This is a genomic window from Psychrobium sp. nBUS_13 (assembly GCF_051201665.1).
Classification (GTDB): Bacteria; Pseudomonadota; Gammaproteobacteria; order Enterobacterales; family Psychrobiaceae; genus Psychrobium.
This window is the reverse complement of the sequence record NZ_CP179210.1, coordinates 3,733,611-3,753,483: the sequence shown is the minus strand read 5'-3', so window position 1 is coordinate 3,753,483 and position 19,873 is coordinate 3,733,611. Positions and strand designations below refer to the sequence as shown.

Annotated in this window: 18 protein-coding genes and 1 pseudogene; 8 read left to right on the top strand and 11 right to left on the bottom strand. The window is 40.7% G+C overall.

Annotation, left to right across the window (positions count from 1 at the left end):
* The first annotated feature begins 13 nt into the window (after positions 1-13).
* Entirely contained in the window at positions 14-586 is a 573-nt protein-coding gene (locus tag ACMAZF_RS17415; RefSeq protein WP_435274997.1) for a YceI family protein, read from the top strand.
* A 50-nt stretch (positions 587-636) separates the two neighbouring features.
* On the opposite strand, the gene ACMAZF_RS17410 is transcribed toward ACMAZF_RS17415, so the two are convergent.
* The 3 genes from ACMAZF_RS17410 to ACMAZF_RS17400 form a co-directional block, all read right to left on the bottom strand.
* Positions 637-1,635, bottom strand: coding sequence for a phospholipase A (locus ACMAZF_RS17410; protein WP_435274996.1), 999 nt, complete (start codon positions 1,633-1,635; stop codon positions 637-639).
* A gap of 143 nt (positions 1,636-1,778) precedes the next feature.
* Positions 1,779-2,228, bottom strand: coding sequence for a hypothetical protein (locus ACMAZF_RS17405; protein ID WP_435274995.1), 450 nt, complete (start codon positions 2,226-2,228; stop codon positions 1,779-1,781).
* A 132-nt stretch (positions 2,229-2,360) separates the two neighbouring features.
* Positions 2,361-4,892 carry a zinc-dependent metalloprotease gene (locus tag ACMAZF_RS17400; RefSeq protein WP_435277272.1) on the bottom strand — a complete coding sequence of 844 codons (2,532 nt, stop codon included), beginning with the start codon at positions 4,890-4,892 and terminating at the stop codon, positions 2,361-2,363.
* Positions 4,893-5,115: 223 nt separating this feature from the next.
* On the opposite strand from ACMAZF_RS17400, the gene ACMAZF_RS17395 reads away from it, so the two are divergent.
* Positions 5,116-5,625: a hypothetical protein gene (locus ACMAZF_RS17395; protein ID WP_435274994.1), complete on the top strand. Its 510-nt coding sequence runs from the start codon at positions 5,116-5,118 to the stop codon at positions 5,623-5,625.
* A gap of 79 nt (positions 5,626-5,704) precedes the next feature.
* Here ACMAZF_RS17395 and ACMAZF_RS17390 read toward each other — a convergent pair whose 3' ends face one another.
* Positions 5,705-5,953, bottom strand: coding sequence for a YdcH family protein (locus ACMAZF_RS17390; RefSeq protein ID WP_435274993.1), 249 nt, complete (start codon positions 5,951-5,953; stop codon positions 5,705-5,707).
* A gap of 195 nt (positions 5,954-6,148) precedes the next feature.
* On the opposite strand from ACMAZF_RS17390, the gene ACMAZF_RS17385 reads away from it, so the two are divergent.
* Positions 6,149-6,643, top strand: coding sequence for a putative 4-hydroxy-4-methyl-2-oxoglutarate aldolase (locus ACMAZF_RS17385; RefSeq protein WP_435274992.1), 495 nt, complete (start codon positions 6,149-6,151; stop codon positions 6,641-6,643).
* A gap of 28 nt (positions 6,644-6,671) precedes the next feature.
* Here the strand turns inward: ACMAZF_RS17385 and yjgA are convergent, their stop codons facing one another.
* Positions 6,672-7,199, bottom strand: coding sequence for a ribosome biogenesis factor YjgA (yjgA, locus tag ACMAZF_RS17380; protein ID WP_435274991.1), 528 nt, complete (start codon positions 7,197-7,199; stop codon positions 6,672-6,674).
* Between the two features lie 118 nt (positions 7,200-7,317).
* On the opposite strand from yjgA, the gene pmbA reads away from it, so the two are divergent.
* Both pmbA and ACMAZF_RS17370 read left to right on the top strand, forming a co-directional pair.
* Positions 7,318-8,661, top strand: coding sequence for a metalloprotease PmbA (gene pmbA / locus ACMAZF_RS17375; RefSeq protein ID WP_435274990.1), 1,344 nt, complete (start codon positions 7,318-7,320; stop codon positions 8,659-8,661).
* Between the two features lie 363 nt (positions 8,662-9,024).
* Positions 9,025-9,198 carry a hypothetical protein gene (locus tag ACMAZF_RS17370; RefSeq protein WP_435274989.1) on the top strand — a complete coding sequence of 58 codons (174 nt, stop codon included), beginning with the start codon at positions 9,025-9,027 and terminating at the stop codon, positions 9,196-9,198.
* A gap of 30 nt (positions 9,199-9,228) precedes the next feature.
* On the opposite strand, the gene ACMAZF_RS17365 is transcribed toward ACMAZF_RS17370, so the two are convergent.
* Positions 9,229-9,870: a LiaF domain-containing protein gene (locus ACMAZF_RS17365; protein WP_435274988.1), complete on the bottom strand. Its 642-nt coding sequence runs from the start codon at positions 9,868-9,870 to the stop codon at positions 9,229-9,231.
* Between the two features lie 289 nt (positions 9,871-10,159).
* On the opposite strand from ACMAZF_RS17365, the gene ACMAZF_RS17360 reads away from it, so the two are divergent.
* Both ACMAZF_RS17360 and ACMAZF_RS17355 read left to right on the top strand, forming a co-directional pair.
* The gene (locus ACMAZF_RS17360) at positions 10,160-12,427 is read left to right on the top strand and encodes an aminotransferase class V-fold PLP-dependent enzyme (RefSeq protein WP_435274987.1); all 2,268 of its coding nucleotides are present in this window, start codon (positions 10,160-10,162) and stop codon (positions 12,425-12,427) included.
* 79 nt (positions 12,428-12,506) lie between these two features.
* Positions 12,507-12,992, top strand: a complete 486-nt coding sequence (locus ACMAZF_RS17355; RefSeq protein ID WP_435274986.1) for a hypothetical protein — start codon at positions 12,507-12,509, stop codon at positions 12,990-12,992.
* A 312-nt stretch (positions 12,993-13,304) separates the two neighbouring features.
* Here the strand turns inward: ACMAZF_RS17355 and ACMAZF_RS17350 are convergent.
* From ACMAZF_RS17350 to ACMAZF_RS17340, 3 genes and pseudogenes are all read right to left on the bottom strand, one after another.
* Positions 13,305-13,811, bottom strand: a pseudogene (locus ACMAZF_RS17350) (ABC transporter permease); the annotation flags it as partial.
* 248 nt (positions 13,812-14,059) lie between these two features.
* The gene (locus ACMAZF_RS17345; protein ID WP_435274985.1) at positions 14,060-14,332 is read right to left on the bottom strand and encodes an ABC transporter permease; all 273 of its coding nucleotides are present in this window, start codon (positions 14,330-14,332) and stop codon (positions 14,060-14,062) included.
* Positions 14,293-14,613 (bottom strand): ABC transporter permease, encoded by a 321-nt coding sequence (locus ACMAZF_RS17340; protein ID WP_435274984.1) that lies wholly within the window; start codon positions 14,611-14,613, stop codon positions 14,293-14,295. Before ACMAZF_RS17340 ends, ACMAZF_RS17345 begins: the two co-directional genes overlap by 40 nt.
* Positions 14,614-15,163: 550 nt before the next feature.
* Between ACMAZF_RS17340 and plsB the strand changes: the two genes are divergently transcribed.
* A complete protein-coding gene (gene plsB, locus ACMAZF_RS17335; RefSeq protein ID WP_435274983.1) occupies positions 15,164-17,593 on the top strand; it encodes a glycerol-3-phosphate 1-O-acyltransferase PlsB in 2,430 nt (809 codons plus the stop codon).
* A gap of 643 nt (positions 17,594-18,236) precedes the next feature.
* Here the strand turns inward: plsB and ubiA are convergent.
* On the bottom strand, positions 18,237-19,103 hold the full coding sequence (gene ubiA / locus ACMAZF_RS17330; protein WP_435274982.1) for a 4-hydroxybenzoate octaprenyltransferase: 867 nt from the start codon (positions 19,101-19,103) through the stop codon (positions 18,237-18,239).
* On the bottom strand, positions 19,100-19,729 hold the full coding sequence (locus tag ACMAZF_RS17325; RefSeq protein WP_435274981.1) for a chorismate--pyruvate lyase family protein: 630 nt from the start codon (positions 19,727-19,729) through the stop codon (positions 19,100-19,102). Before ACMAZF_RS17325 ends, ubiA begins: the two co-directional genes overlap by 4 nt.
* Between the last annotated feature and the right edge of the window lie 144 nt (positions 19,730-19,873).

The following is a 19,873-nucleotide window of genomic DNA, read 5'->3' as shown; positions in this document are numbered from 1 at the left end:
AGAGAGATTACATATGAAGAAGTTACTTTTAGCCTCTGCATTGGCTGGCGCACTTTTAAGCCCAATCACAAACGCAGCAGACTATGTGGTTGATTATAAAGGTGCTCACGCATCAATTAACTTTAAAATTCAACATCTTGGTTACAGTTGGTTAACGGGGCGTTTTGATAAGTTTGACGGTAAATTTAACTATGATGCAAACAATGTAGCGGCATCAAAGATTGTGATGAACATTGATGCAACAAGTATTAACTCAAATCACGGTGAGCGTGATAAGCATTTACGTAATCCTGATGTGCTTGATACATCAAAATTCACCACCGCTAAATTTGTTAGCTCGTCTGTGAAGGATTTAGGTAACGGAAAATTAGCAATCATGGGTGATCTTACATTACGTGGTGTCACGAAGCAGATTACCATTGATGCAGAAAAAATTGGTGAAGGTAAAGATCCTTGGGGTGGATACCGAGTTGGATTTAGCGGTAAAGTACGTTTGAAAATGGCTGACTTTGGTATTCCAATTAATTTAGGACCAGCATCAACGCACGTTGATTTAGATCTGCATATCGAAGGTATTCGTCAGTAACGGTACTTACAAAAAAGCCAAGCGACCGCTTGGCTTTTTCATTTAAATAGTTATAACCAGTCTGTTAATTTTATACCAACACCAATTTGTTGTGTTCGTTCGTTGTAATAAATTAAACTCTCTCCATAGCCATTAAAGTATTCAACATAGCCCTGTAAATGACTACTGATTGGGAAAGACCAGCCTAAAGTAATAGCGCCCTTATTATCACTTTTAAAATTGTTTCTCAGCATAATACTTAAATTATGATGGTCGTTGATTTGCCATAATGCACCAATCTCACCTTTGCCCATAAAGTCTTCAATATCAGGATTATCATCGCCAAGGCCGTCGGGTGTTTCTTTTTCGTCTTCGGGTATGCGCCACCATGCTTTCACGCCGTAGATAACAGGGCCATGGCTCATTACTAATCCGCCGATAATGCGATTCCAACTTCGTGAAAATTCGCCCCCCTTGCCATTCGATTGATGATTGAATGATAAATAGGTCATATCAATCGGCATACCGAATAATTGCCAAGGCTTCTCATAAGTAAAGATGACTTCAGGCTCATAATTGGTTTCACGAAAGGGTGCTGATAGTTTTGAGTTATAAGTTTGCCACCAGCTTGTTGCTGTAAAGGCAAATTGCATATCAATGTTATCAAAAACAAAATCTTGATAAGCTACATATTTAATTGAAATTTGAAATTTGGCCTCGACAGGATCAAACTCTTCTCCGTCCAATATCCCATCATAAATATCAGTATCTACGTTGGAATAAGTAAAAGGCAATAAGTAGTTTGGCTTATGAGGAAGTATCGCAAAAGGATTTTCAATGACTTGTTGCTCGTATGAATTTCGAACGTCAAACGCCGTCATTTTTTGTTGTTCACAATGGCGTCGTAAATCAACAACAGTATCTGAGTTATTTGCAGATTTTAAGTGATTGCTCATGCAAGTAAGTACTGCATTTGTTGGTTGGTCATCAACGCCTTTGCCTGACTGAGCTAACGCTAGGTGACTAATATGCGTTGTTATAATAAGAAATAATAACGTTAATAGTTTCATGATTTACTCGAATATCGATATCGACAGAAATTATATCAGTTCTATCCCCATAGTCATTGGATATGCTGGAATTTATAGCAAGGATAAAAACTAAGCTGCAAGGCGCGTGAATGAGTAATAGCTTGCTATTGCGATTAATACTGCTAACTCCCTGCTTGTTCCTGTTTGGCTTTTTGTAGCTTTTGTTCATTAAGGGAAATTAACTGTGCATTTAGCTCCATGAGAAGCGCCGTTAATACTTTAATTTGTTCGTCCACTATTTCTGAATCTTGACTTTGCAGTGCGGTTATTTTTTCTTGAGTTTCTTTGATTTGCTCCTGAACGCGTTTAATTTGCTGGTCGATTATATCGCCCTTGTCTTCTTGCTCTTTGGCAGCCTCAGCCTGCTGTGCTGAATTGGCTGGTTGTTTAAGGGCGTATCCAAAGTCTTTGGTATTGTCAGCTTTCGATAATGCTTTGCCTTCGTCAGACAGCGTTACATGGGTTGTAGATGGCGCAATATCGTTAGCAATATTCCAATACCCTTTATCTGATGCGGTGGGTGCTACATGCGTTTGCTGATTGATGCTAATGCTAGGAGGATTTATTTTCATGACATATCGTCCGATGATTAATGTTCTTACGTTTTTATCGGCAACGAGTGTGGAAACTGTATAAAAAAGGCTGCTAACTTTGCAATTAGCAGCCGATTACTATCAAACTTAAATTCAGTAGCTCAAAAGGGGTTAGTTATGAATTGCATTGCCAATAAGTAATGCAATATAGGCATTGTGATCTTTGGTCATTGCATCTTGGCCAAAACCAAAACCTGAAGCATTGTCGTAAATTGCATTTAACTGACCTAATGCCGCTGCTTTCGCTAAGTTATCGTAACGTGAAGGTTTAGACACACCCACAATTGCAATAAGGCGCTTAACATAGTCAGTCTGAACATTCTGGCTGACAGTTGTTAACTTGCCGCTATCAAAAATAGCCGCTGTTAAATCATTCATGACTTCGGTTAACGAATAGTCGTTGCCGTATAACGATGTATCAGAGATGCGTTTTAATACATTTGGATGCATTAAGTGCGCTAGTACATTGCGCTGCATACCGATAATCATATCGTGAGCACGCGGATCTTCGTTGCGGCCACCGTGGTTAAAACCACGACGCTGTAGCTGCATGTAGTTATATAGCGGCGCCAAAGACTCAAGCACGTCACTGTTAAATACCTGCTTAGCAAGCGTGTTCATCGCAGCCTTTTGTGTGGCCTTTGGTACTGGTGTGTAAGGTGTGTGTTTGTTGTCTTTGCTGTGGAAATCACGCTCGACATAGACACCACCGATTTGACGAGACACGATGCCAGCTTGGGTGCGGTATTGACCAAATAGTGAATTAGCAGAAATCAGAAGCGGCTGGTAAGACGCGCCTTCTTTAAGCGTTTTGTTCTTCAAGTTGCCAAACATGCCGTCGATTAGTTCCATACGCTGACTCGCATATGCCACGGGATCTGAAGACATGTCACCAATCATTACGCGTGGATCAATATGGCTACCTGGGCGGCGCATATCATCAGCGTCGTTACCAAAAGCATGACCGTGTTCATTTGAACGATTTAAAATAGCGGCTAAACGCTTAGCTTCTGCTGCTTCATCGTCTAACGCTGTAGTGTAACCAAACTCAATTGCCCAATCGTCATAAGGACCTGGCTTAGTTTGGAAAAAGTTACCTTGACTCATGCCCTTAGGCGCAACGTTTACTGCAGTGTAATCCATTACAGAACCCGCTAGGATGCCTTGGGTTTTATTAACGTCGTGAATATCTTTTTCATTCCACAAGATAGACGCTTTCATGTTGTGGTTTAAGCCGAGGGTATGGCCAACTTCGTGAAGGATTAACCAACGTAAACCTTCGTCAAGCAGCTGTTTGCCTTCAACTGAATTAGTATCGGTGATGGTGTTCGCCATGATCATACTTTGTTGTAATAAGTGACCTGAGCTGCAGTGGAGGCCTTCTTTTTCAACGTCGTGACCAGCGACACTTAAACTAGCAGCGCCTTGGCTGTATAAGCTGTCGTAGATCCAGCGATTTTTCATGAATACATATTCAAGCATGATGTCTGCGCCGAGCATTTCACCCGTTAATGGGTTCGCAAGTGATGGGCCGTAACCGCCAAACGGAGGATTTGGCGATGAAGTCCAACGAAGCACATTGTAGTTGATGTCGCCTGCGCTCCATTTGGCGTCGTCAGGTTGAACCTTAACCACGATGGCGTTTTTAAAACCTGCTTTTTCAAAAGAGCTATTCCAGCTTAATGTGGCTTCTTTGATGGTGTCGCGCCATTCTAATGGCGTGGTGTTTTCAATCCACCAAACGATAGGCTCTACAGGTTCAGATAACGCTGCACTTGGATCTTTTTTAACGAGGTTCCAGCGTTTGATTACATCTTTATAAGGCGCCCATTTACTTGACGTCATTTCATCATACTGATGCGTAAAGTAACCAATTCGCGCGTCATCGTAACGAGGTTTAAAATCACTTTCAGGCAATTTAACAAATGAGTGTTGTACTTTCACTGACGTTGAGCGTGGATCTGATACTGCGCGAGAACCGCCAACACGGGGGTTGGGGTTACTAAATACGTAATCAATCACAAGATCAACATTGTCTTCAAAAGCACGCTTTTCTAGAAAACGTGATTTTTTACTATCAAGTTTACCGACGCTAAAACGCTTAGCTGCAGCCTTTCCTGTGCGAGACCATGGTGAGACGCGGTGTAGCGATTCACCTAAAAATAACTTGTTCACATTAACTAAAATCTTACCATCTTCTTCTTTTTTGATTGGCAAGCTCGCTAATACTGCTTCACTAATATTGGCACCTTTAGCGCGACTAATTGGATTGCTTTCGTCAAACAAGAAGCGTGGTGTTTTAGTGATGATATCAATGCGGTCAAAGTAGCGACGAAACTCGATAATTTTATTGCCGCGGTAGCCGCCACGAAAATGCCCTGCGTCTAATAGGCCTTCCACAGTATGCGCAAAGTGCATAATAGGAGAATCGAGTTGGTCTTCAGTTAATACCATTAGCATTTCACCAGACTTTTTATCTTGGTAAAAATTTAATAATCCTTTGGTTTCTTCTTTTTCTTCAAGTATTGACGCTAGTGTAGCGTCTTTCTTGTCTGATTTTGATTTTTTGGCATCAGCTGCAAATGCAGGCTGACTTGCGCCAACGGCTAGCAATAGCGCTAGCGAAAGAGTTTTTAGTTTCACCATTATGTCCTTAATTATTATTTCATTCGTTGTGCAATATCTTGCATTGAGAGCCATTCTACGCAAAGAACTACCTAAGCTACAGTGTTAAACTTAACAAGTTGTTAACGAATAACTTGGCGTTAAATTAACATCGTTAATTGGTTGAATTGTAGAGATTTTAAAGTGGCCTGAAGGTTGCTTAGTTAGTGTATTTCAATTAATTAAGTTAAGGACGACGCACATGAATTTTGGTCTGTTAAACCCTTATGGCGCCTATCATACGCAGCAAACTCAGGCTGCTAAATCTACCTCTTCGGTAGAATCTCAGCCGAGCGGCAACGATTTATTGCCGCCTGCGCAAGTCGATACGGTTACCTTGTCCCCTCAGGCAATAGCTGGAGAGTCAGTTAAGAAGGCTGATGAAAACACCTATGAACATCTTGCGGTAATGCAGAATATTAAGCTCAGAGAAGCAGTTGCTGTTGAACAAGCCGATTCAACAACTCGCAATGATCCCCTTGCTCATATTGATACGTCTAACTTTTTAGCAGACGCAATGGCATCGATTGTTGAAGGGCGACTAGGTGTAGATAAAGAAAAAGTGAAAGAGATTGAGGCAATGATTGAAGAAGTTGCTAAAGATGAATCGCTATCGGCGCAAGAGAAAGAAAAACGCATTGGTGAGCTACAGGAATTATTAGAAAAAGAATATGAGAAAGCGGCTGAGAAGCAGGCCAATCAGAAAATCTAGCGAGGATGCATTCTATTTTTTCGAAAGGGAACGTGGACGTGAAGGCATAGGCGTATGCCTTCACGATTATTGGGTGAGCTTAGGCAAGTTGAACTTTTTTGAGCATGGTGAACAGTTCATCTTTTAAATGCAATCTTCTAATTTTTAGACTCTCTAAATGCTCGTCTGATGAAACTTCTGCAGAATCTTCAATGCGTCGTACACTGCGATCTACGGTGTGGTACTCATCAAACAATTTGCTAAAGTGGCGATCATTCATTTTAAGGTTGTGAATTTGATCGTGATACTCTGGAAATTCATTATGTAAATGGTGATTTTCAACTGACATTTTGTAGTCCTTATATGTGTTTTCTATAACTTCAAATTACGCCTCTTGTTGTTAAATGACTTGATCTAAATCAGATTTTATTTCAAATAAAAAATTATATTTATAAGCTGTAATTTTCATTATCAATAATGGTGATGAGTCGGGGGCTCAGCCCTAGGCTAAGATGACTACAGAAGCCATTAATGGATTACTTAAATGTTAGATTTACTGCCGGAAATTTGTGACAGATACGACAACAGAATTAGTGTGTTGCAGCCGATGTTTCAGTCTTTTGGTGCTAAGACGGCATTCTGGGGAGAGGTTATTACGCTCAAAGCGTTTGAAGATAACTCCAAGGTGCGAGAATTGGCTGCTCAAGACGGCACAGGTAAGGTGCTGGTGGTTGACAGCGGTGGTTCTAAGAATAGAGCGATGCTTGGTGATATGTTGGCAGAAAAAGCCGCAAGTAATGGCTGGCAGGGTATTATTATCAATGGGTGCGTACGTGATGTTAATGCATTATCTACTATTGAATTGGGTATACATGCGATAGCTGCTCATCCGCTGAAAACTGATAAGCGTGGGTTGGGTGATATTAATGTCCCATTACATATTGGCGGTGTCGAGATTGTTGCTGGTGATTTTATTTATGCTGACAATAATGGTGTGGTCGTTAGTAAAACGCCGCTAGATTTAGCGGCGTTAGAATAAATGAAGCAGCATTTTTTTAAAGGAAAGCTTATGCTTGCTTAAGCTCTTTAATATATTTAAAGAGTTCTTTAGCCGCCTTTGCAGGCTTCTCGTCTTTGAGTTCCTTACTTGCTTGACGTACAAGTTGACGCAGTTTTTGGCGATCTGCGTCAGGGTATTGCTCTAAAAAGTCATTGATTGCAACATCGCCCATGTTAATTAAACGGTCACGTTGTTTCTCTAATTTCTTTGATTCTAGGTCAGAACGTTTATCACGTTTATCAAACTGTGTAAGCGACAGTCTAATTTCGTCTACATCACTATTACGCAATACTTTAGCGACGAATTGCATTTGGCGGCGGAAACCTTCTTTGGTGTGGCGAATGCGATTGGCTAGTTCAACGGCATGACGCAAATCTTCACTCATCGGAATCATTTTTCGCTGGCTATCGGCAAGTGCCATGATTGTGCGACCAAGCGCGTGGTAATCATCGGCTTGGCGTTTTAGCTCGCTGCGGCTTACCCAGCCGTCTTGTTCTTGGCTTAAATCAATGGGCGCTTTTTTCGCTTTGCTCATGAGGTTTCTCTGGTAATCGGTTATCTTGCGCGCATTGTAGCATTATTTTTTAATCGATGACGCTGCGTTAACGTGAAGCGTGCTAAGATATCGCAAAATTATTTAAAGGAACAACGTTGTGGCAGCAGACTACGATATTTTTGATGAACTTGCGCGAGTAAAAGAATCCGTTGCAAAAGCGTTAGATTCAGCGAAAAAGCACGGCGCGACTAGTGCTGAAGTGTCAATGAGTAAGCAAACGGGTTTAAGTGTCTCAACGCGTTCACGTGAAGTTGAAACTATCGAGTTTAATCATGATGGTGCGCTGGGAATTAGTGTTTATTGTGGCCATCGTAAGGGCAGTAGTTCGACCTCAGATTTAAGTGAATCTGCGATTGAAAGCGCTGTGACCGCTGCGATTAGTATTGCAAAGCATACTTCAGAAGATCCTTTCAATGGCCTCGCTGATAGTGAGTTAATGGCCACTGAGATTCCTGATTTAGATTTATACCATCCAGGTTCGCTAGAGCCACAATATGCGATTGATTTAGCATTAGAGACTGAAGCTGCTGCCTTAGATTATAGCGATGCAATTACTTATTGTGATGGCGCTTCTTATAATTCTCATCAAGGATTACGCGTTTATGGCAATAGTCATGGTTTAATCGCTGGTTATCCGAGTTCTCGTCATAGTCTGTCTTGTGTCACCATTGCAGAACACGAAGGTGAAATGGAGCGTGATTATGAGTATAGCGTGTCACGTTATCCTGATCGTATTGACGCACCGAAATATATAGGCGAGCAAGCGTCTAAGAACACATTGGCTCGTTTAGGCGCTAAAAAGCTCGATACCATGACTGTTCCTGTTGTTATTTCATCGCAGCTATCAGCTGGATTCATTGGCCATTTAGTTTCGGCAATCGGTGGTGGGAGTCTTTACCGCAAAGCGAGTTTCTTACTGGATAAAAAAGGTGAGCAAATCTTCCCAGACTGGTTATCTATTGAAGAGAAACCTCATCTTAAAGGATATCTAGCATCTACCCCTTTTGATCACGAAGGTTTGGCGACTAAAGATTTAACTGTCATTGACCAAGGTACCTTGGCGTCTTATTTAATTACGAGTTATGCAGGCCGCAAATTAAATATGGCACCTACAGGTCATGCTGGTGGTACCCATACATGGTTTGTAAATCACACGGTTGAATCACAAGCAGCCTTGCTCAAACAGATGGGAACTGGTTTGCTGGTCACTGATCTGATGGGGTCGTCAGTGAATATTATTACAGGTGATTACTCACGCGGTGCGGCAGGCTACTGGGTTGAAAACGGCGTTATTCAATATCCTGTTCATGAAATTACCATCGCTGGAAATTTGCAGGATCTGTATAAAAACATTGTTGCCATTAGTGACGATGCCGATCTACGTAAGAGCACCTTGTGTGGTTCTATTTTACTTGAAGAAATGAAAGTAGCAGGTAATTAGTTTTTTATTATTCAACAAAAAGCGTGCTATTTGGTGCGCTTTTTTTTGATCTACAATCATGATATCGATTTATTTTTTACGACTTTAGTGTTATACCAATTGCATTAAATATTTGCCCACTTGTACTTGTTAAAATTAACTAAAATGGCGTTGCTCTCAATCCTAATAGCCAGCTATTAGTCAATCGAGCGCCTTGTTTTAGCTGATTTTCTCTACGCACAACAAGATCACTTACTTAATGCAATTGGTATTATAGAAAACAACAGCTTGGGAATATATCACCGCTTGGTAGTACTAAAGTGCAGCAAAATGTCAAATTTAAACCAATAATTAAGGTTACTGGCTCATAACCTTGGCTTAGATATGTTCACTAATGAACACCTTGATTCTGCGTTGTTCCATTCGATTCCTAGATTTGAAGTTTCTATTTTATTAGGTAATCATTGTAAGCTGGCACAGGGCTATCTTTACAGTAAGCCGTTAACCGCTAGTGATGCGACTGCATTTTTAGGAAATAAGGCCTCAATGTTTATTTGATTTTGAAGCCGTTCAACTCTAACAATGCTGTTAATTAAAAAAGGCTTTCATACTGTCGGCAAAACGCAGTAATCGATCGCGAACTGTCCGCTTTACTTTTATATTTAAACTACTGAGTATGAATTTGCCTTCAATACTGATTGTTGGCGCGCTAGCATCAAACTCTACGTGGGTATTTTTGGCAATGCTGCTGGCTATACAGTTAACATTAGTATGAATGTTTACGTCTTCTGGCACATTTATGTTTACGCTACCAAGTACAGATAAAATAGTGATTTTAACGTGTGACGATGTGAACCTCGCTTGTGTGAAATCGAGCACATCACTGCCCAATACATTGGTGAGGACAATATGCTGTGGTACATTCCATTGTCCGTCTCGCTTACTTGAACTTAGCACGTTGATGAGTTTATCGAGCTCTTTAGCATCACCGTGGTGTTGATGAGTACCCAACGCATTATTTTTCTTTTGTTGATAACTTTCATCAATGCTTAAAGGCAAATCTCTGGCTAATTCACTGATGATTTCTTGATCATTACTTTCCATCGCGATATCTAAACGGCTCTCAAATGCTTCAAGTGAAAGCTCTCCGTGACTGTAATTCATAATAAGTTGATCAATAACTTCTTCGCGCACTGCATCTAGTGGGCGATCTTTAGCGGCAACTGTCATCTTTTTATTCCTTGTTGAATTGGATTAATATTTTATACGTCGGATATAGAGCAAGTGTAATGCCAAAAATAATATTATTATAAATCAACAGTTAATAAAGGTAGGTCTTTTTAAAAACTGTTATATTGCTCAATAGTACGAATTTGTTGTCTTTCTGACCACTTGTTTGTGCGCTAATCCCTTAACTATTTAAGGGTTGAATAATAGGCGATTGTTGTTAATATACCAATCAGAAATTAGATATTACTTTTAGTTATATGAGTTCCTTCAGCAAGTAGAGAATCACTTAATGTCATTACAACAATCACTTAGCCAAATTTATTTAGATGCCAATGCGACAACCCCTGTGTTACCACAGGCTGCAGATGCCGCACTTGCCGCCATGAAAACTGGTTTTGGTAACCCAAGTAGTAGTCACGTTACCGGATTACGTGCAAAACAAATCATGACACAAACTCGTGAGCGAGCGCAGCGGATTTTAGGCTCGGGTGAAGGTGAGGTTATCTTTACAAGTGGTGCAACTGAAGGCATTCAAACAGGTATTATATCTGCGCTATCGGCAGCTAAGCAGAACATGGATCCGAATAAAAAGTATTGTTTACTTTATGGTGCCACTGAGCATAAGGCAGTGCCAGAGTCGTTAAAACATTGGAATGCCATTTTAGGTATTCATGCTGAGATTGTCGCTATTCCTGTTGATAATCAAGGAACGTTAGATACTAAGTTCATCGCGCAACATCTTAGCAATGCGTTAATGATTTGTACGATGGCGGTAAATAATGAAACCGGTGTCTATCAAGATCTTACGGCATTAGAGCAGGTTATTAGAGCGAATAACCCACATGTTTATTGGATGGTTGATTGTGTTCAAGCATTAGGCAAAACTGGATTAAACTTAGCTGATACTACGATTGATTATGCCCCGTTTAGTGGTCATAAATTATATGCGCCTAAGGGAATTGGTTTCGTTTATATTCGAAAAAATGCGCCATTTACACCTTTTATTGCTGGTGGCGGTCAAGAGGGCGGTTTACGTTCAGGCACTGAAAACTTACCGGGCATGGCGGCGCTTAATGAAATATTTGCCATCATGCTTGATGAATCTGATTTTAAATTCACACCAATAGCTCTATTGCATGAATTTCGATTACAAATGCGTCAATCGTTAGAGAAAGCGTTCGGCAAAGTAATATTCAATCACGAATTTGAGAATAGCGTACCTACAACATTAAACTTTGCCATCGAAGGTTTTAGCTCGAAAGAGATTATGGACTTGTTTGATGCTGCTGGTATTCGCGTTAGTTCTGGCTCTGCCTGTAGTTCGAAAGTAACACGTAGCTTTGTATTAGATGCGATGGGCATTCCAGCTTGGCAAAGTGAAGCAGCTATTCGAATGTCGTTTGGTCCCGCAATGACGCAAGAGGAAGTCAATCGCGCCTGTCAACGTATCGAGCAATCTGCAATGGCATTAGGCCATAGTTGTTTAATGTCGCAACATCATATTGATGATAAAGCGCCGCTGGCTGGTTTAATTCAATTTAAAGTGGGTGGGAGCTGCACTTGGTTGTATGTTGATGCCGACGATAAGTCTGCCATTGTTATCGATCCTTTAGCGCAAGTTAGTGAGCGCATTAATACCTTGATTGAGTGTCAGCAGCTCAATCTTGTTGGTGTGATTGATACTCATGGTCATGCTGATCACGAATCAAGCAGAAATGTGATTGCTGATAAGTATCTTGCCGCTCAATCGAGCGATCATCTTGGCTGGCCTGACAACGCTGAAACGTTTGAATTGGGTGATGATAAATTTGCATACATCCCAGTAGGAAAAAAATGGCTAGTGCAAATTAAAACGCCGGGACACACCAGTGACAGTATCAGTATGGCCTTATGTGAACCTGTTACTTCACAACTCGACGTGCAATATCTATTTTGTGGCGATACGATTCTGATGGGAAGTTTAGGTCGCACTAATTTCGATTGTTCAAATACTGCCGATATGTTTTCGAGCTTACGTTTAATCGATAATGTTGTTTCGCGTGACGCGCTATTATGTCCAAGTCATGATTATAATAATGAATTTACGAGTTCTATTGATGCAGAAATAGCGCGTAATAATCTCTTACAGCAAACCCTAACAGGCGTAATCAATAAATCGCAGTTTGTTACTCAAAAAGATCTTTTAGATCAGCACATTGTGGATGAGAGCGGTAGTGAAATAATCTGTGGTGCCTTTGTTGGAGAATGTCAGCAACAACGCATGAATGAATATGACAGTGATACATTAGCCAATGCGCTTAATGGAACTGATAAATCAATTAAACTTATTGATATTAGAGAGCCTCATGAATATGCGCTGCAACACGATCAATCTTTTGATGAAAACGTTCCATTGACACGATTTGTGCAATTTATTAATGAAAACAAGCATGATAAAAACGCCGAAATTGTTCTACTTTGTCGTAGCGGTAGTCGTTCTCATGTTGCGGGGCAAGCACTGATCCGTTTAGGTTTCGAAAATGTCGGACATTTAAAAGGCGGCTATGCGCTGTGCTAGGAAATAATTAAAATAGTAGTTGAAGTTGTTTTTGATAATCATTATCATTTGAGGTGTTTTTACACACCGGAACCCTCAAATGAAAAATGTTTTAATCGCACTGTCGCTAAGTTGTTTAACCGCGAGTGCGGCTGCAAGTAGCAGTGACTTATTAGACAACTATGGCAAATTAGCTCAACTAACGACGCAACAAATCAATACGGCGTCGTACCAAGAAGTAGGCGTAGCATCAAGTAAGTTAGTCGATATTGCTAAGCAATTTTTACCAGCATTTAGTCTAAAGAATCCAGTGTGTAAAGAGTATGTTGATGCTGTGATGAAAGCGGCTGATACCATGCAGAAAATATCACTTGAAGAGATTGAAGCTGATTACCATCACGATGGTAAGTTGCCAAAAGTGGCTGATGGTAGTTGTTATCACGCAAAAGACTTATTAGTGCACCCGGCAACTGTAGTTGTTATGGCAAATAAGTTAAAAGATACCAAAGCTAATCGCGAGAGTATGGCGGCAGAGTTATATGAAGTGATTGCGCATTTAGGCGCTGTTAAACAAGCGGTTAAATAGTTGTTATTAAAAAGAAGAGACCGAGATTGTAGTCGCTACAATCTCGGTCTTTTTTATTGGTGATGCTAGTCGCTTTGCAGCGCGTCTATGGGGTCAAGCTTAGACGCTTTTATCGCAGGATAAACGCCAAATGTAAGCCCAACAAGGGCACAGATGCTAAATGATACCAATTGCATTAAATATTTGCCCACTTGTACTTGTTAAAATTAACTAAAATGGCGTTGCTCTCAATCCTAATGGCCAGCTATTAGTCAATCGAGCGCCTTGTTTTAGCTGATTTTCTCTACGCACAACAAGATCACTTACTTAATGCAATTGGTATGATAAAACAATAGCGCTAATCGACCATGACACAGCCCATTCTGAGTAAATAGAGATCAGCTCTGACAGCATGATGCCAAACACCACCCCCAAGATGCCGCCAAGAATTGAAATCGTAAAACTCTCAGCGATAAACTGTGTTTGAATATCTTTTTGAGTCGCACCAACTGCGCGCAGTAAGCCAATTTCTTTGGTGCGTTCTAATACCGTCGCTAACATGATATTCATGATGCCAATACCGCCAACAAGCAGTGAAATACCGGCAACACACGACATGACTATGTTGAATATCTGTTGCGTTTGTTTTTGCTGAGCAAGCAAAGCGGCTGGTACAATAAGTTTATAGTCGTCAACGTCATTGTGGCGGCGTTGCATGAGATGACTAACCGCTTGCGCTGCCGCAACAGGGTCGACATCTTCGCTCACTTTCAATTTAAGACTGGTGACTTCACTGACTAGCTCCTTGCTAGGAAACTTATGTAATGCCGTTTTTAGCGGAATAATACCAATTTGATTAAGTTTGTGATCTTGTTTTGCGAAGGAAAAACAAATGAAGGCAAGGCGCTTGATTGAGCAATAGCTGGCTATTGGGATTGAAAGCAACGCAACATTCATTTTATTTTAACCAGCAAAAGTGGGCAATAACTATGTCAACTTGGTATAAATACCTGGTTTTGATCGCCACCAAGTTTAATGCCTTGAAACTGTTCCTTTTTAAGAAATGGTGCCTTTAATACGCCAACCACTTAAAACCATAGATGATTGATTTTGATATGTTTGCCTAACGCATCACCTAACGGAAATAACTGTTTAGCGGTTGTTGAGCCTAACAACGCAACTTGCGAAAAGCCTAAATCATCTTCTTTAGTTAACAGGCGACCACTTGCTAATTGAAATTTTGATAATTCGAAAAAGCTTGGACTAACGCCAGTCGCTTCACCATTACTTTTGCCTTTGGCACTAAAAATACTGTAAGTATCTAATGTTTTTTGAGCACTAAACTGCGTAATGAATGGCAAAGAAGCAACGCTGATTTCACCATCTCGGATCGATAAACCTGTGAGTGTTTACGCTGTTCTTTAAGTTCTTTTTCTTCAAAGTCTTTGCTTTCAACAATAAGATTATGAAGGCCCATTGTATTAATCATTTTTAGTGCTTCTCGCTCGGCGCCTTCACCGATATTAAGCATAGCGATTACCGCACCTACGCCGAAAATCATACCCAGTAATGTTAATAATGTACGGAGTTTGTGATGAGCTAGTTCCGTTAAAGTATCTAGAAATAACGATAAATATTTCATTAGCTATGTTCCTTGTTCGTCAATGAAATTTTTTGGCCAGATGACAGGGCGTCAGTTATTTCTACATGGCTAAGGCTACTCTGGCCTAAGGTGACAGGGGTTTCGATAAAATCGCCATTCTCATAAATATAGACAATGGTTTGTTGGTCTTTAGTGAAAACACTTTACAGCGGTACTAGCACTTTATCCTCAATGGAAGCAACGGTGATTTTTGCGTCTAGCTTACGTCCGGGCATAAACAGATCTGGCTGTTGTTGATCAAGAATGACAATGACCTCAAAATATTTTTGCGGATTGCCGCGCTTAACTGACTTAGGAAAGGGCGCTACATCTTAAATTAATTGTTTACAAAATGTAAGATAATAATAGTTACTATTTAGTAACGACTTTCTTCAAAATTAAATATTTAATGGCGATAGGGTAGCCAGTAACTATAGGTCACTTTATCTTTTCTTACATTTATTTCCCATTTTTATACCTATTATTTCTAGGGCATTATTTGTAAGTTCGCTATAATTACCGACAATTTATGGCTGTTTTGGTAATTTTCATGTCTAACTCTCTTTCTCACTGGGTAAATCTTTTACGTTGGCCCGTGCGCTTATTAGTAAAGAGTAAATTAGTGCCGCGCGACCCTTGCACTGAACTTGGTATTGATCCGCAAAAACCCGTTGTTTATATTTTGAAAACAGAATCAATTACTGATTTGATTGCGCTTGAACGGATTGCTAAAAAACTAGGTCTTCCCAACCCAAATACGCCGATATCAATTGGCGGAAAAGCACTTCCTCGTTATTTCTCTGTTCACGGCCGCATGCCGTTTGTCGGTAAAGCTGCGCCGCAAGACGAAAAGTCTATTGCTGGATTCAGTGAACTAGTGCACTTGTTACGTGATGAAAAACAACATGATATTCAATTGGTGCCAGTCGCGTTATTTTGGGGTCGTAAACCGGGTAAGGAAGATAGCTCAGTAAAGGCGGCTGTGTTAGAAGATGATCAGGCTTCATGGTTGCGTAAATTCATGATGGTACTATTTTTAGGGCGTGACAACTTTGTACGATTTAGTCAGCCTATTTCAATGGCTCAGATGTTAGATGGGCGCAGTAGCGATGAGCGAATAGCCCATAAGCTTTCTCGATTGGCTCGATTTCACTTCTATCGGTTAGCACAAACGATGCTGGGTCCTAAGCTCGTCTACCGAAATTCACTGGATAAACGCATTATAAAATCGCCGGCACTTGGGCCTGCCATGGAAGAATACGGAGCACAGAAAAAGTTAACCACTGAGCAAATACATGACGAAGTATCGAAAATGGTCGATGAAATTGCCGCTAATTACTCCGAACGTTTACTTAGAATTGGCGATCGAGTTTTGTCCTGGCTTTGGAATAAGCTGTACAAAGGCATTAATATTGCTAACGCAGAGCGCGTTAGACAACTCTCTCAAGACGGCGAAGAAATCATTTACGTGCCTTGTCATCGTAGTCATATGGATTACTTGTTACTGAGTTATGTTATTTATCGTCAAGGAATGGCGCCGCCACACATTGCGGCAGGAATTAACTTAAGTTTTTGGCCTGCTGGCCCTATTTTTCGCCGTGGCGGCGCTTTCTTTATGCGCCGAACGTTTAAAGGCAACAAGCTTTACGCAGCTGTCTTTAGAGAATATTTGCATCAACTATTCAATAACGGTTATTCAGTTAAATATTTTACCGAGGGCGGGCGTTCTCGAACTGGTCGTCTACTTAATCCAAAAACGGGTATGGTGGCGATGACAGTCCAAGGCCTACTGCGTGGTTTAGACAGACCAATCACCATGGTTCCGGTCTATTTAGGTTACGATCACGTGATGGAGGTAAGTACTTATCACGGTGAGTTAAAAGGTAAGTCAAAAGAAAAAGAATCAATGGGGCAAGTTTTTAAAACGCTGCGCAAACTCAAGAACTTTGGCCGAGCTTACGTTAATTTTGGTGAGCCTATTTCTCTTAATAAACACCTTGATGAAACAGTACCTGACTGGCGCGAGTCAATTAATCCGATTGAATTACAAAAACCATCTTGGTTAACGCCAACAGTCAATGATATTGCTAATAAAGTGATGACTAACATTAACAACTGTGCAGCGGTGACCTCAATTACGTTAACAGCATTGGCCGTTTTAGGCGTCGAACGTCGTGCCATTGCAAAGAATAATTTGATTGCACAGTTAGATCTTTATCTAAATTTATTGCGCAAAGTACCGTACACCCAAGATGTCACTGTACCAAATGAAAGTGGCGCTGAATTACTTGAACAAGCCATTGAATTAGATAAATTTACGGTAACCAATGATGAGCTTGGCGATGTTATTAGTTTGAATACATCGGGTGCGGTAACCATGACGTACTATCGCAATAACATCCTGCATCTATTCGCTTTACCGTCGTTAATTGCAGCGAGTTTAGTTTATAAAAACATGACGACTAAGCAAGAAGTTAGCAGCCTAGTCTCTGGACTGTACCCACTGATTAAAAACGAACTATTCCTTGGTTTCGAACAAGAACAACTTACTCAATATATTGAGAATGTTTTAGAACAAATGGCAGCTTCGAATTTAATTACTATCGATGACAATAGGGTTGCGATTGTAGCGGCAAACAAAACACAATTGATTATTATGGCGCAGCATATTCAGGAGACGTTGCAACGTTACGCAATCGTGTTGAAAATCATGCAGAAGAAACCGAATATTGAGCGCTCAGCATTGAGCCATGATAGTCATGTACTGGCACAGCGATTGTCTAATATCCATGGAATTAATGCGCCAGAGTTCTTTGATAAGAACGTATTGTCGACCTTTATCAGCGGCTTAAAAGAGCTAGATTACTTTACTGGTGAACAAGACGAGCACAATAATGAAGAAGTTATGCAGCTAGTAGAGACGGTAACTAGCTTGTTGAGACCGACAGTATTGGCAACGATTAAAGCAAGTTTAAATTAGCCTAAAACACAGGTGAAGTTTATCGACTTTTGCGGTGTGAGATATATCTTACAAGCTCGTGCGTTAATTTGGTTATTACTATAAAAAATAACTGCACTAAATGAAATAAGTGATTGATTTATAGTTAGTAACTATTCTTGCATTAAGAATTAATTTAGTATAAATAAAAATTATTTTTTAAAGCATATCGCCACTAACCACTGATTCACATATTATTAATCCCAGCTAGGAAGCACAGAGCACAAGGAAAGGCTCACCTTGTCAGGGAAAGGAAGTTTGACAGACGCTAGGATGGTGTCACAAAGGTTCGCTACGGAATAGCTCGCCAGGAAGGCGAAGATACTAAAGGATGTAGGATCAAGACTCAAAGGATTGACCCTCAAGGAAAGAGGGAAAGCCACAACTTCGGTTGTGCCTTTTTTATGTTCAGGATGAACGGTATCTCGCGGTGCCATGGATGGCAAGGAGCGAGGGTGTTCACGACTAAATGGATTTAGGAGTTAGAGCGAAGCAGGAGCCAGAGCCGAGGATGAACGGTATCTCGCGGTGCCATGGCAGAAAATTGTTCCTGACTTTTTCTAAGTACCTACCTCCATGTAGGCAATGGCAATGAGCGAGCGTATCACGCCTAAATGGTTAACAATTACCCTAACAACCAATAATCGGCAAATATCGCCGTGAATAACACCCAACCAACGTGATTATTGGCTAGAAATGATTTAAAGCAACTCTCCCTATCACGCTTAGATGTATCTATAAACTGCTTAGTGAATAATGCACCAGCGATGGCAATACCCGCATAGTAAATCCAAGACAATTGTTCTAGTAGCCCTACTTGAATCAAGCATATCACCGTTGCTATTTGTAATAGCGCAATAGCCAAGCGATCGAAGCGGCCGAACAATATCGCCGTTGATTTAACACCAATATTGACATCATCATCACGATCCACCATCGCGTAATAAGTATCATAAGCTACTGTCCAGCAAAGGTTTGCTGTAAATAACCACCACATTTGTGGCGGAAGTTCGTTGCTTTGTGCTGCAAATGCCATGGGTATCGACCAACCAAAGGCTGCCCCTAAAACGACTTGTGGTAAATGTGTATAGCGCTTCATGAAAGGATAGGTTGTAGCAAGTGCAACAGCCACAAAAGACAGACCAATGGTTAGGCTGTTCATGGTGAGCACTAACGCAAAAGAAATCACTAATAGCGCGAAAAACAAACCTAGCGCTTCTTTACTTGATACTACCCCTGTCGCAAGAGGTCTCTGATCGGTGCGCTTAACTTTGCCATCAACTTTGCGATCGGCAAAGTCATTGATGACACAACCCGCTGAGCGCATCATTAGAACTCCTAAAGTAAACACAATAAAAACATCAAGTTTAGGAAACCCGTTAGCACTGAGCCATAGCGCCCAGTACGTTGGCCATAGCAATAAGAGTGTTCCAATTGGCTTATCCAGTCGCGTTAATTGAATTAAACCATGCAGTTTTGCAGAAGATATCATAATAAACTCTTAGAGTAGGCAAGGCTGCCAGGTAAAAAACATTCAACAACACACAGTGGATAGTCCTGAAGATAAAACATTGACCGTCTCGCCCAAATATTTGACTGAGCAGGCAATAACAATTGCTGGCTCATCATAGAAATTGGCGAGAACTCATTGAACTGACAAACTTCTATAGTGCTGCGGCGCATACTTGGATCGCTAAATAACACTTCCCCAAGTGAAGTGTTACCCAGCGTCGCCAAGCGTTTATTAGCGTGTTCCAAGGTCGCTTTAGGAATTAACGTTCGAGCGTAAACTTGGGCTTGTTCATCGCAAATAAGTAGCACTTCACGACATTCAATATCATCACTCTCAAATAAGTCTTTCTCTTGTTGTGACAAAGTTGAATGTGATTGTTGCAATACTTTTACTTCAAATGACTCGCTTTGTTGCGTTAGTCGTTTCGTCAAGGAAGCGCTATCAAGCAACCAATCACTTAAAGGCTCTCGCCATTGCGGCACTGAATCACAGTGTCCATCAAACCAATGGGCAGTGAGACCTTGTTTAAATGGCATAGTAATTGAATGATAATTAGGCACTATCTTGGGACAAGATGTTGACGGAGATTGCGAATTTGAAGTCACATTAAGTAGCTATCGAAAAATAATGGCTTTATTATGCGCTAGCTCGCAGGAAAAATCATGCTAAAGCAGCGAATTAATTGCTAAAACTAGCACTTGGCTTTACCATTAACGGCAATGAGTATTTTAGAAAAGTTTTGGGGAGTG

Bases quoted from the DNA above. Each gene is read 5' to 3' on its own strand.
- ACMAZF_RS17415 (WP_435274997.1), top strand. From the start codon at position 14: ATGAAGAAGTTACTTTTAGCCTCTGCATTGGCTGGCGCACTTTTAAGC.
- ACMAZF_RS17410 (WP_435274996.1), bottom strand. From the start codon at position 1,635: ATGAAACTATTAACGTTATTATTTCTTATTATAACAACGCATATTAGT.
- ACMAZF_RS17405 (WP_435274995.1), bottom strand. From the start codon at position 2,228: ATGAAAATAAATCCTCCTAGCATTAGCATCAATCAGCAAACGCATGTA.
- ACMAZF_RS17395 (WP_435274994.1), top strand. From the start codon at position 5,116: ATGAATTTTGGTCTGTTAAACCCTTATGGCGCCTATCATACGCAGCAA.
- ACMAZF_RS17390 (WP_435274993.1), bottom strand. From the start codon at position 5,953: ATGTCAGTTGAAAATCACCATTTACATAATGAATTTCCAGAGTATCAC.
- ACMAZF_RS17385 (WP_435274992.1), top strand. From the start codon at position 6,149: ATGTTAGATTTACTGCCGGAAATTTGTGACAGATACGACAACAGAATT.
- yjgA (WP_435274991.1), bottom strand. From the start codon at position 7,199: ATGAGCAAAGCGAAAAAAGCGCCCATTGATTTAAGCCAAGAACAAGAC.
- ACMAZF_RS17370 (WP_435274989.1), top strand. From the start codon at position 9,025: ATGTTCACTAATGAACACCTTGATTCTGCGTTGTTCCATTCGATTCCT.
- ACMAZF_RS17365 (WP_435274988.1), bottom strand. From the start codon at position 9,870: ATGACAGTTGCCGCTAAAGATCGCCCACTAGATGCAGTGCGCGAAGAA.
- ACMAZF_RS17360 (WP_435274987.1), top strand. From the start codon at position 10,160: ATGTCATTACAACAATCACTTAGCCAAATTTATTTAGATGCCAATGCG.
- ACMAZF_RS17355 (WP_435274986.1), top strand. From the start codon at position 12,507: ATGAAAAATGTTTTAATCGCACTGTCGCTAAGTTGTTTAACCGCGAGT.
- ACMAZF_RS17340 (WP_435274984.1), bottom strand. From the start codon at position 14,613: ATGAAATATTTATCGTTATTTCTAGATACTTTAACGGAACTAGCTCAT.
- plsB (WP_435274983.1), top strand. From the start codon at position 15,164: ATGTCTAACTCTCTTTCTCACTGGGTAAATCTTTTACGTTGGCCCGTG.
- ubiA (WP_435274982.1), bottom strand. From the start codon at position 19,103: ATGATATCTTCTGCAAAACTGCATGGTTTAATTCAATTAACGCGACTG.